Annotated in this window: 11 protein-coding genes and 3 tRNA genes; 5 read left to right on the top strand and 9 right to left on the bottom strand. The window is 32.5% G+C overall.

Features of this window, described 5'->3' with window-relative positions; genetic code table 11:
• Window positions 1–177 precede the first annotated feature (177 nt).
• Entirely contained in the window at window positions 178–1,680 is a 1,503-nt protein-coding gene (gltX, locus tag ACQY29_RS03895) for a glutamate--tRNA ligase (protein ID WP_428223934.1), read from the top strand.
• A 35-nt stretch (window positions 1,681–1,715) separates the two neighbouring features.
• Here gltX and ACQY29_RS03890 read toward each other — a convergent pair whose 3' ends face one another.
• Window positions 1,716–2,375 carry an outer membrane beta-barrel protein gene (locus ACQY29_RS03890; RefSeq protein ID WP_428223933.1) on the bottom strand — a complete coding sequence of 220 codons (660 nt, stop codon included), beginning with the start codon at window positions 2,373–2,375 and terminating at the stop codon, window positions 1,716–1,718.
• A 110-nt stretch (window positions 2,376–2,485) separates the two neighbouring features.
• Between ACQY29_RS03890 and ACQY29_RS03885 the strand changes: the two genes are divergently transcribed.
• Window positions 2,486–3,466 carry an SPFH domain-containing protein gene (locus ACQY29_RS03885; RefSeq protein ID WP_428223932.1) on the top strand — a complete coding sequence of 327 codons (981 nt, stop codon included), beginning with the start codon at window positions 2,486–2,488 and terminating at the stop codon, window positions 3,464–3,466.
• A 200-nt stretch (window positions 3,467–3,666) separates the two neighbouring features.
• Here the strand turns inward: ACQY29_RS03885 and ACQY29_RS03880 are convergent, their stop codons facing one another.
• Window positions 3,667–4,422 (bottom strand): T9SS type A sorting domain-containing protein, encoded by a 756-nt coding sequence (locus tag ACQY29_RS03880; protein ID WP_428223931.1) that lies wholly within the window; start codon window positions 4,420–4,422, stop codon window positions 3,667–3,669.
• 94 nt (window positions 4,423–4,516) lie between these two features.
• Entirely contained in the window at window positions 4,517–6,205 is a 1,689-nt protein-coding gene (locus ACQY29_RS03875) for a glutamine--tRNA ligase/YqeY domain fusion protein (RefSeq protein ID WP_428223930.1), read from the bottom strand.
• Between the two features lie 118 nt (window positions 6,206–6,323).
• On the opposite strand from ACQY29_RS03875, the gene folB reads away from it, so the two are divergent.
• The 3 genes from folB to ACQY29_RS03860 all read left to right on the top strand — a co-directional run bounded on the left by folB (window position 6,324) and on the right by ACQY29_RS03860 (window position 7,756).
• Window positions 6,324–6,680, top strand: coding sequence for a dihydroneopterin aldolase (folB, locus tag ACQY29_RS03870; protein WP_428223929.1), 357 nt, complete (start codon window positions 6,324–6,326; stop codon window positions 6,678–6,680).
• A 57-nt stretch (window positions 6,681–6,737) separates the two neighbouring features.
• Window positions 6,738–6,808, top strand: a tRNA-Cys gene (locus ACQY29_RS03865).
• A gap of 63 nt (window positions 6,809–6,871) precedes the next feature.
• Entirely contained in the window at window positions 6,872–7,756 is an 885-nt protein-coding gene (locus ACQY29_RS03860; RefSeq protein ID WP_428223928.1) for a T9SS type A sorting domain-containing protein, read from the top strand.
• Between the two features lie 98 nt (window positions 7,757–7,854).
• On the opposite strand, the gene ACQY29_RS03855 is transcribed toward ACQY29_RS03860, so the two are convergent.
• The 6 genes from ACQY29_RS03855 to ACQY29_RS03830 all read right to left on the bottom strand — a co-directional run bounded on the left by ACQY29_RS03855 (window position 7,855) and on the right by ACQY29_RS03830 (window position 11,518).
• A tRNA-Asp gene (locus tag ACQY29_RS03855) sits at window positions 7,855–7,928 on the bottom strand.
• A gap of 227 nt (window positions 7,929–8,155) precedes the next feature.
• Window positions 8,156–8,240: transfer RNA gene (locus ACQY29_RS03850), tRNA-Ser, on the bottom strand.
• Between the two features lie 147 nt (window positions 8,241–8,387).
• Window positions 8,388–9,056: a hypothetical protein gene (locus ACQY29_RS03845; RefSeq protein ID WP_428223927.1), complete on the bottom strand. Its 669-nt coding sequence runs from the start codon at window positions 9,054–9,056 to the stop codon at window positions 8,388–8,390.
• 100 nt (window positions 9,057–9,156) lie between these two features.
• Window positions 9,157–9,843 carry a LysE family translocator gene (locus tag ACQY29_RS03840; RefSeq protein WP_428223926.1) on the bottom strand — a complete coding sequence of 229 codons (687 nt, stop codon included), beginning with the start codon at window positions 9,841–9,843 and terminating at the stop codon, window positions 9,157–9,159.
• Between the two features lie 78 nt (window positions 9,844–9,921).
• A complete protein-coding gene (locus tag ACQY29_RS03835) occupies window positions 9,922–10,590 on the bottom strand; it encodes a head GIN domain-containing protein (RefSeq protein ID WP_428223925.1) in 669 nt (222 codons plus the stop codon).
• A gap of 250 nt (window positions 10,591–10,840) precedes the next feature.
• Complete coding sequence (locus ACQY29_RS03830) at window positions 10,841–11,518, bottom strand: head GIN domain-containing protein (RefSeq protein WP_428223924.1); 678 nt, start codon at window positions 11,516–11,518, stop codon at window positions 10,841–10,843.
• Window positions 11,519–11,577 lie beyond the last annotated feature (59 nt).

Below are 11,577 nucleotides of genomic sequence, written 5' to 3'. Positions count from 1 at the left end.
TACTTTTATTATAACCTATAAAGTTAGTAATTTTTGAAATACAATAATTGTAGGATAAATTTGACTTTTTTAAACACTTATTAACAGTCATAAACGGTATAAAACAGAAACTTTTGAGTACAGTACTTGTTGAAGGCGCAACTTACCTATATCTTTGCAGGGTAAAAATAAAATACTATGTCAAAGCCAGTTAGAGTGCGTTTTGCACCAAGTCCTACAGGACCTTTACATATAGGCGGTGTGCGAACTGCTTTATTTAATTATTTATTTGCCAAGAAACATGGAGGAACTTTCTACTTACGTGTAGAAGATACCGACCAAACACGATTTGTACCAGGGGCAGAAGCCTATATATTTGAAGCTTTAGAATGGTTAGGAATTGCTCCAGATGAAACCGTGGGCAAGAATGAAAAATTTGGACCTTATCGTCAAAGCGAGCGTAAAGCTATGTATAAAGAATATGCTGATACTTTAATTCAAAATGGGTGGGCATATTATGCTTTTGATAGCGCTGAAACTTTAGATGCCTTAAGAAAAACAGCCGAAGCAGAAGGAAAAACTTTTATATACAATCATACCATTCGTGAAACTTTAGAAAATTCGTTAGTACTTACTGAAGAAGAAGTGAACAAACGATTAGCTAATGGTGATGCTTATGTAGTGCGTTTTAAAACACCTGTAAATGAAATTTTAGAATTAAAAGATATCATCCGTGGGGATATAAAATTTGATACTAATTTATTAGACGATAAAGTATTATTTAAAAGCGATGGAATGCCAACGTATCACTTAGCTAATATCGTAGATGACCATTTAATGGAAACCTCACATGTAATTCGTGGGGAAGAATGGTTACCATCATTACCATTACACGTGTTATTATACAAAGCCTTTGGTTGGGAAGCGCCTGAATTTGCTCACTTACCGTTGATTTTAAAACCAGTAGGCAACGGAAAATTATCAAAACGTGATGGTGATAAAATGGGATTCCCGGTATTTCCATTAGAATGGAAAACAGAAGAAAGTACTTCTATGGGGTATCGTGAAAATGGATTCTTCCCGGAAGCTGTTGTAAACTTCTTGGCTTTATTAGGCTGGAATGACGGTACAGAGCAAGAGCTATTTACCTTAGAAGAATTGGTAAACAAATTTGATTTAGCTCGTGTTAATAAGTCTGGGGCTAAATTTGACCCTGAAAAAAACAAATGGTTCAATCATCAGTATTTATTAGGGAAAAGTGACAACATATTAGCCAATAGTTTTGCTAAGGAGTTAGAAAAAAGAGGGATTACAACATCCTTAGATTTAGAGCGAATTGTTTCCTTAAACAAAGAACGTGCAAATTTTGTGACTGATTTATGGGATTTGACTGATTACTTCTTTATTGCTCCAACAGCTTATGATGAAAAAGGCTTAAAGAATTGGAAAGAAGAAACTCCTGAATTAATAAAACAATTGATAACGGTTTTAGAAGGTATTTCAGATTTTACTAGCGCAACTATCGAGACTGTGGTAAAAGAATGGTTAACCGCAAATGAAATTGGTATGGGTAAAGTAATGCAACCCTTCCGATTGAGTTTAGTAGGCAAAATGATGGGACCTCATTTATTTGATATTGTTGAAATCATTGGAAAAGAAGAAACAATCAAACGTTTGAATACAGCCATTACAAGTATCTAAAAAAAGGAAACCCCAGCAAATGCTGGGGTTTATTGTTATAAATTAAACGTCAACTGACCACTAATCATTCCCATATGGGCATTAAAACTACTGCCTTGATTTTTGTTTTTAATTTCTTCATTATCATTTAAATTTCCCATTATATTAGTTAATCCAAATTGATAAAAGAGATTAGCTCTCAAACGCTTACAACCTCCTGATACACCAAGATAAAGATTAGCATTAACTTTAGAAATATCTAAAATATCTTGAGCTAATAATCCATGTTCGTTAATTAAATTCGAATTTTGAATATCATTCATAGCTAATTTGCCATTGACTTGTAAAACAGGACCAAAATCAAGAGCTAAAAAATCATCTACCAAATGATAGCTTCCTAGTATACGTATTTGAGCACCAGATAAAGTATAATCGATACTTTCTTCTTTTCCATTTGGGGCTATACTATTCAAAGAGCATTTACTCTCTGTAAACTGCATCCCATAAATCATACTCCATTTATCATTGTAAAAATTACCACGTACCGATAATCCTGCAATCCAACCCATACCTGGCTTGAACTTTAAATCAGAGAAATATAAGTTAGTATTATTAATCCCTGCTGTAATACCAATACGATTTCCATCATTTTTACGATATTGCGAAAAAGAAAACATACTAGTTAAACAAAAGAAAATCAATATTTTATATTTCATATTTTGGGATTTTAAAACGAAAGTATAAAATAAAATTTAAATACTAACTGTAACAATTAGAAACTTACTACGTATAATTATTATATTTTAACAAACTAATCCTTTTAATTATGGGTCTATTCCTATCTGTATTTGCCTTTTTTGGCTTTATCATTTTAGTATCTGCATTTTTTACCGTCAAACAACAAACCGCTGTAGTGGTGGAACGCTTTGGAAAATTTAACAGTATTCGTCAATCAGGTTTACAAATCAAAATTCCAATTATAGATCGCATTGCTGGACGCGTCAATCTGAGAATTCAACAATTAGATGTGGTGATTGAAACCAAAACCAAAGACAATGTATTTGTGAAAATGAAGGTATCTGTACAGTTTAAGGTTATTCAAGAAAAAGTTTACGATGCCTTTTACAAATTAGAATTTCCACATGACCAAATTACATCCTATGTATTTGATGTGGTACGTGCCGAAGTACCTAAATTAATTTTAGATGATGTTTTTGTTCGCAAAGACGATATTGCTGTAGCTGTAAAACGTGAGTTAAATGAAGCAATGACTACTTATGGTTATGATATCATAAACACCTTGGTAACTGATATCGATCCAGATATTCAAGTAAAAAATGCGATGAACCGAATAAACGCAGCTGATCGTGAAAAAACTGCTGCCGAGTATGAAGCCGAAGCACAACGCATCAGAATTGTTGCCAAAGCAAAAGCTGAAGCTGAAAGTAAGCGTTTACAAGGTCAAGGTATTGCTGATCAACGACGTGAAATAGCAAGAGGTTTAGTAGAAAGTGTTGATGTATTGAATAAAGTAGGTATCAATTCGCAAGAAGCATCCGCTTTAATTGTGGTTACACAACATTATGATACTTTACAGGCAATAGGAAGTGATACAAACTCAAATTTAATATTGTTACCAAATTCGCCTCAAGCTTCAACCGATATGTTAAATAATATGGTAGCAAGTTTTTCCGCAAGCAACCAAGTAGGTGAGGCTATGAAATTAGGAGCTAAAAAGAAGCAAGAACAAGATAAAAAATTTCCAGACGAAAATTTTGGGGATAACGATACACCTGAAACGGTATAAAAAGCAAAAAAGTGGTCAAAAGACCACTTTTTTATTTTAAAGCTATTTAAGCTATTATTATAAGAGCTATTATAAAATCACCTTACTAATTTTTTAAAACGGCTTAAAAACAAAATATTAAAGTCGATTTTAAATTAAAAAATCTATTATTTTAAAATAATAATAAATAAAAACTATAATAAATTAAATTGATTAAAAATTTAGTTTTTAATAATTTTTATGATACTACGCTTATCGTTTTCAAATATTACTTCTAAGAAATAACAACCTTTAACTAAAGTATTCACATCAATCGATGAAAACGAAAAAGGTAATTTTAAACTTCTTCCATTAGTATCATATGATATAACTTCTTTAATAGTTTCTTTGCTATCAATAAAAATAGTGGCTTGAGTAGGATTAGGATAATGATTAACAGAAATGCGTTCGAAATTTGCAGTTCTTAAGGTTTGACCAGCAGTAATACTTTGACCAGCCACATTATTATAAGCATAGCTTTTAAGGGTAATTATACCACCAGCAGTACTATTAACTAGCAACCAACCATAATATTTAATGCCTGAAATTTTAAAAAAACAACCCACATAAGAATCTCCAGTAGGGAATTTTTCGTTTGCATTAGCCCAACTCGCATTAATATAAGCATCACCTTGAGCATCAAAACTACTTGAAGATAAAATAGTTGTACCTAAAGTTAATGATTTTATGATATCCCAACCATGACCACTCGCAAAAGTACCTGTACCTATAAAATTAACATCAGTAGGAGTAAAAAAACTACCCACAGAACCACCCATTTCTTGGAGGCTGAACTCAGCAACTGCATCATTATTAAAATCTATATCAAGAGACGCATTAGCAGTAAAGGTAAAATCTGCTATGTCACGAACAATAATATTTGCTTGTGATTGTACATACATAAAAAGGCAAAAAATGCCAGAAGTAATTTTTTTCATAGGTTAAATATTTAAAATTTGAGTAGACTAAATATAATAAAAAAAAAGAGCTCAATACTTAAATTGAACTCTTTTATATTTAAAAACTATTTGGTTATTCTTCTTTACTTTCAACCTTTGCCCAAGTGTCTTTCAAACCAACTGTTTTGTTGAAAACAAGCTGATTTTCAGTCGAATCCTTATCTACACAGTAGTAACCTAAACGTTGAAACTGGAAGTGTTCTAATTCTTTTGCAGTAGCTAAACTAGGTTCTAAATATCCTTTAATAACGGCTAACGAATTTGGATTAATAAACTCTTTAAAATCAACTTCTTTGTTTCCATCTGGATTTTCATGCGTAAATAAACGGTCATAAACACGAACTTCAGCTTCAATTGCATGATCAGCTGATACCCAATGAATAGTCCCTTTTACCTTACGTTTAGAAGCCTCTGTACCACTACCTGAACGCGAATCAGCATCATACGTCGCATGAATTTCTATAATATTACCTGCTTCATCTTTAATAACAGACTCCGCTTTAATGATATACGCATTTTTTAAACGTACTTCTCCGTCTAACTTCAAACGGAAAAACTTTTTATCTGCCTCTTCTTTAAAGTCCTCTCTTTCAATATATAATACTTTAGAAAAAGGTACTTTTCTAAAAGTCAATACTTCTTCTTCTGGATTATTTTCAGCTTCTAACCATTCTTCTTGCCCTTCAGGATAATTAGTTATTACCAATTTTACAGGATCTAAAACCGCCATAACACGTGGGGCAGTCTTATTTAAATCTTCACGTACGCAGAACTCTAATAAAGAAACATCAATCAAATTCGTACGTTTAGCAATACCAATCGTTTTAGCAAAATTACGAATTGAAGCTGGTGTATAACCACGACGACGCATCCCAGAAATGGTACTCATGCGAGGGTCATCCCAAGCAGTTACATGTCCTTCTTGTACTAATTGTAACAATTTACGCTTTGAAACTACTGTATGTGATAAATTTCTACGTGCAAATTCACGTTGTTTTGGACGTGTTTTTGAACTATCATAAATGTTATTTAAGAACCAATCATATAATTCACGGTGAGGCAAAAATTCAAGTGTACAGAACGAATGCGAAATCTGTTCCATATAATCACTTTCGCCATGAGCCCAATCGTACATAGGGTAAATACACCATTGATTAGCCGTACGATGATGGTGTTCGTGCATAATACGATACATCAACGGATCACGCATCAACATATTAGGAGATGCCATATCAATTTTGGCACGTAACACATAAGAACCATTCGGAAATTCACCGTTTTTCATACGAGTGAATAAATCTAAATTTTCTTCTACAGATCGGTCACGATTTGGACTATTTACTCCAGGTTGGGTAGGCGTACCTTTTTGCTTTGCCATTTCTTCAGATGACAAATTATCAACATAAGCCTTGCCATTTTTAATTAAAACAACAGCCCAGTCATATAATTCTTGAAAATAATCTGAAGCATAACATTCTTTATCCCATTGAAAACCAAGCCATTCTACATCACGCTTTATCGCATCAACATATTCTTGTTCTTCTTTAGAAGGATTAGTATCATCAAAACGAAGGTTAACGGGTGCGTTATAATCTAATCCTAAACCAAAATTCAAACAAATAGCACTAGCATGTCCAACATGCAAATAACCATTAGGTTCTGGTGGAAAACGGAAACGCAATTTATCTTGTGACAAACCATTTTTTAAGTCCTCTTCAATGATTTGCTCTATAAAATTCAAAGATTTTTCAGTATTCGACATGGTAATTTTTATACTTTTGACAAAGATAGAAAAAAGAGTTTATAAGTTAAATTGTTTAGAAGGTTTAGAAGACCAACCTAACATTATAAACTTATAAAATCTTAAACTTTTGAACAAAATGGGAGTAATACGATTAAAAAACATACGAACCTTTTCGAATCACGGGTGTTTAGTAGAAGAGAGTAAAATAGGCAGTCATTATAGAGTAGATTTAGAAATAGAGGCTGATTTAACCCAATCTGCACAAACCGATAAACTTGCAGATACCGTAGATTATGTACATTTAAACAAAATTGTGGTGGAGGAAATGGCTATTCGTTCGGAATTATTAGAGCATGTAGCCCAAAGAATTATTGACAGAACACTAAACGAGCTGCAATTAGTGGAAAAAATAACTGTAGAAGTAGCAAAAATTAATCCCCCGATAGGCGGTGACGTTCAAGAAGTTAGTATTTTGATGACAAAAAAAAGATAAAGTTTTAGCAGTAACGCTTTTAAAATTTAAACTTTTCACTATATTTGCACTCGCAATGGCGTCGTGGCCGAGCGGCTAGGCACCGGTCTGCAAAACCGTCTACCCCGGTTCGAATCCGGGCGATGCCTCAAAAACCTTCCAAAAAATTGGGAGGTTTTTTTTTTATTATTTATTATTTTAAAATCATACAAATGAAAAAAATTTTACTCTTTTTAAGTTTAGTAACCTCAGGAATTGTATCAACCACAAAAGCGCAAAATACTATTACTGCTACCAATGATATTATAGCAACATCTGCTGGAACAATAACATTTTCTGTACTTGACAATGATACCTTAAATGGAAATTCTGCCACAACAAACAACGTAACAATAACGCCTGTAACCACTCCAAATGGATTTTCGTATACTAATAAAGGGGAGATTATAATAGACTCTAACATTCCATCTGGAACTTATCTTTCAACCTATAGTATTTGTGAAAATGGAATAATACCAGCAAATTGTAGTACAGCAACAGTAATAATTAATATTCACAATCCTATCATTGCCGTGGACGATACGCTTAATATAAGCAATGTAACCCTACCAAGCCCGAGCATAACACAAAATGATACGTTAAATGGTTCACCAATAATCGTAGACATCAATTCAAATATTTATTTGACGGTACTGGCAGCGCCAAATGGAATCACTATGCATCCATATGGAATCTTAACATTTGACCCAAATATACAAGATGGAATGTATTCTTTAACCTATCAAATATGTGAAAGTGGAGCAATTCCTGTAAACTGTGATTTAGCAACAGTAAGTATTTTTATCAATAAATCGCTTGCTAATCCTTCATTTAAAAATGCAGAAACATTAAGCTTATATCCAAATCCAGTACAAGATGTTTTAACTATCGAAAATTTAACCGATAGTGCTGATTATACTCTTTACAATGCAATAGGTGTTGAAGTTAAAAGCGGTAGTGTAACTGAAAAGAATAATAAAATAAACACAGAATCCCTTGAAAAAGGAATGTATTTGATCCAAATAGGTAATACTAAACTAAAAATTATAAAGGCTTAAATTGTAAAACTTCCAAGAAATTGGGAGTTTTTTTTTAATAGATCATAAAATAGTAATTTTTTGGCATAAAAAAAGTCCTTCTAATTGAAGGACTTTTGCGGTCTGGACGGGACTCGAACCCGCGACCCCATGCGTGACAGGCATGTATTCTAACCAACTGAACTACCAAACCTTTTTTAGAGATATGCTCTCCGTTTATCTGGGTGCAAATTTAGCGCTTTTTTGTTTTTCTGCAAGAAAAAAACACTCTTTTTATTCATTTTTTTTTTAATTACTTATAAATAAGACCTTTATAAAGGAATATTTTTAGCTTACGAACAGTCTTAGTAAAACCAATAACAAAAAGTTTAAAACAAAAAAAAAGGTCTGATTTCTCAGACCTTTAACCCTTTTGGTTTGCGGAGAAAGAGGGATTCGAACCCCCGGACCTGTTACAGTCAACAGTTTTCAAGACTGCCGCATTCGACCACTCTGCCATTTCTCCAGTATGTTTCGCTTTACTTCCGTATTGCGAGTGCAAATATAAGACTGTTTTTTATATTTCCAAACTAGTTTTCTTAACTTCTTATAAAAAAATTAAATTCAAATTAGTAAATAATTAGAATATAGAAGGTTATGATTAGTAAAAAAATTAAACTTTTTTAATTTTTATCATTGGAGTCTTAGCAATTGCTAAGTTTAAATCAGATGAAAAAGTCATTTTATGTATAACAATCAGGTTTGCCTTATCATTTTTCAGAATGGATTCATAAACATCACCATGTATTTTATTCCCTTTGATATCAAAACTATCAAGAAATTCACCCGAATTATTAGTTAAATACAATCTAAAACCAGTTACACTTATTTTATAATCCAATAAAAAGTCAATCAATTTGAAACTAATTTCAGCATTTAATAACTCTTTAGTTGGAATTTCTAGTACACAATCGCTATTTATACATCCTTTTTGATTGACTAATAAAGCAGCTAGTGGCAAGTCTTTTACTCTAAAGATATGCTCTTCAATCACTTTAGTACTATCGGAGGTATTAATTTCTACAAACACCTTCGTTTCTTTGCCATTTTTAGGTTGTAACGTATAGGAACCATCGGAGGCTTGAACAATGGCTTCCCCTTTAATTTTAAAGGGTTTAGTTTCCTTAACTTGAATGGAAATAGGATTGGGTATTCCTTTATAAGCTACATTCAATTTATTTAAACCTATCAAAGAAAAGGAAGGCTTATTGACTACTGTAGAATCTTGCTGACTGTATAAAGCAATGGGTAAGAGAATAAGAAGTAAAAGTTTTTTCATCATATTAATTTTAAGTTGGGACTTGATTGGATAACAAGTTACTAAAAATAATATAAGGAATTGAAAATAAATAGTATTCAAAAAAAAAAGAGTAATGTTTCCATTACTCTTTTTCAATTTTCTCGATAGTATCTTTTACAAACTGTTTATCGGAAGGGAACCAACCTTGCGCGAGCAAAATAGCTCCAAAAACAATTAACAGGATTGAACTTATTTTCTTGATTTTAATGATATTGGCAGGTGTTAATTTAGAACGTAATTGTTTAGCGGCTAAAATTTTACACACATCGGTTGCTAAATAAGAAATAATTACCGTAGTGAAAAACCAAAAAACATTGGAACTATCCATTTGCAAACGTGGTCCAAAGGTGATGATAATCAATAACCAAAATCCTAAAACACCAATGTTGATAAAGTTTAAAAGAAAACCTTTGATGAATAAACTAAAGTAATTCTTCTTGATTAAATCAACCACTTCTTCGTCTTCGTCAATGTTTTTACTGGCCTTGTATAACTTGGCATACGAAATGATTCCGTAGGCTAACATGACAATCCCACCAAAGATGAATAGGGCAGGATCATCTTTCAAACTCTGAATCAAACGATAACTTCCTAAGTAAGCTAATCCGATAAAGAATATATCTCCAAGTACAACTCCAAAATCAAAAAACAAAGCGGCTCTGAATCCTTTAGTAATACTGGTTTCAAGTAGTACAAAAAATACAGGACCTATCATAAAGCTCAAGAAAATACCTAAAGGAATTCCATTGCTTAAAATATATTGCAACATAAATTAACTGCTAAAATGAATTGGCAAGTTAATTCTATATTCTTAAAAAATCTAATTTTTAATGATTTTAAGAAAATTTTATTTCACAATAATATCACCACCTAAAAGGGTTTGCTTGGTTATTTTTTTAGGATTGCCTTCAATAAAAATACTTCCGCCAGCGCGCACTTTAGCATCAACCGACTGACTTGCATTGACATAGATTTCTCCACCCGCATTGGCATTTACCACAGCTTCTTGAACCGTACAACTGTTGGCATTTATTTTTGAAGCATTGTTAGCCACTACGTCTAAACTTAAGGTACTGCCTATTAAATCTAATTTAGAACCTTGCGAAATACGTGCATTGACTTTATCAGCTTTGATATTCAGCTTAATTTTGGAGCTTTCCATGGCAACAATATCAAAATTAGACGTTGTAATTAATCCAGAAGCACCAATGTTACAGCCATCGTTTGCTTCTAAAGCGTTTAATTGAATGAAATATACTTTTACTAAGATATCATTCCCTTCAACAGGATTTGATTCGGGAAAATGAAGATAAAGTACCTTATTTTCAACTTTGAGCTGTACCTTCTCGGCTTGGAAACCTGAAATCTCAACTTTTTGCTCATTTGATGGGATTAAAAATACGGTTATGGCATCATTAGCCACGACTTTTGAAAAAGTATCTACTTGTTTCGTTAATTGACCGTAAAGATTAACTGAAACTAAAAAGCTTACGATAAGGAGAATGACTTTGTTCATAACCATGGTATTTTACATGATAAAAGTTTACATACCATTAAGTTATAGGTTTATCAACAGTTTACCATAAAAACTCGATGAAGAGTAAAAATTGTATGTTGAACCAAACAAAAAAAGGAATCTAATTCCTTGAAAATTAGATTCCTTTAAAAATTTTATCAACTAGAAAAGAGAAAATAGATAATAGACTTAAGACATAAATAGTCTGTATGATTTATCTCTTATTTTCTTCAATTTAAAAGTTTAAAAATTAACTTCTATCTCTTCGGATAATGATATTCCCACCAAAAATGGTTTTCTCATTCACTTGTTTTGGATTCCCATAAATGATGATACTTCCACCAGCACGGGCTTTAGCATCCACCACATCATAGGCTGAAATATCAATTTGCCCACCCGCATTTACGGTAACCGTAGCTTGTTGTGTAACACAATTTTTAGCTGCTAAAATGCCACCCGCCGTAGAAACCGCATCGATGTTTTGTGTTTTTCCGCCTAAAGTAACTACACCGCCGCTACTGGTTTTGACATTAATTTTAGAGGCCTCGACAGCTATGTCAACTTTACCACCTTCTTTAGCAATAATGTCAAACATAGCTGATTTTAAAGTAGCATCACTAGTAACTAAACTTCCTTCATTGGCTTCAACCGCCTCTAAAGCTTTGAAATACACCGTAGCGGTAATAGCATCGCCTTTTAACATTTTACCAAAAGGCATACGCACTTTCAATTCTCCATCTTTAGTAACTAATTCAACTGCTTCAGAATTAGTTCCTTTTAATTCAATTTTGTTTTCAGTAGCGGGAACCAAATGAATTTCAATTTGGTCAAAACCCGTTACTTTAGAAATGGTTCCTAAAGATTTACTGGTTTGTGCACTCATCACACTTACAGCAAATAACGAAAAGGCTATTACATGTTTTTTCATTGATATCTTTTTAAATTAAATTATTCTAGTGTTCAGATGATAAACTGCTAACTGCTACT

This window comes from Flavobacterium sp., from assembly GCF_965262375.1.
In the GTDB taxonomy this organism is placed as follows: domain Bacteria; phylum Bacteroidota; class Bacteroidia; order Flavobacteriales; family Flavobacteriaceae; genus Flavobacterium.
Note: the sequence above shows the minus strand (reverse complement) of the source record. Positions and strands in the feature narration are given on the sequence as shown.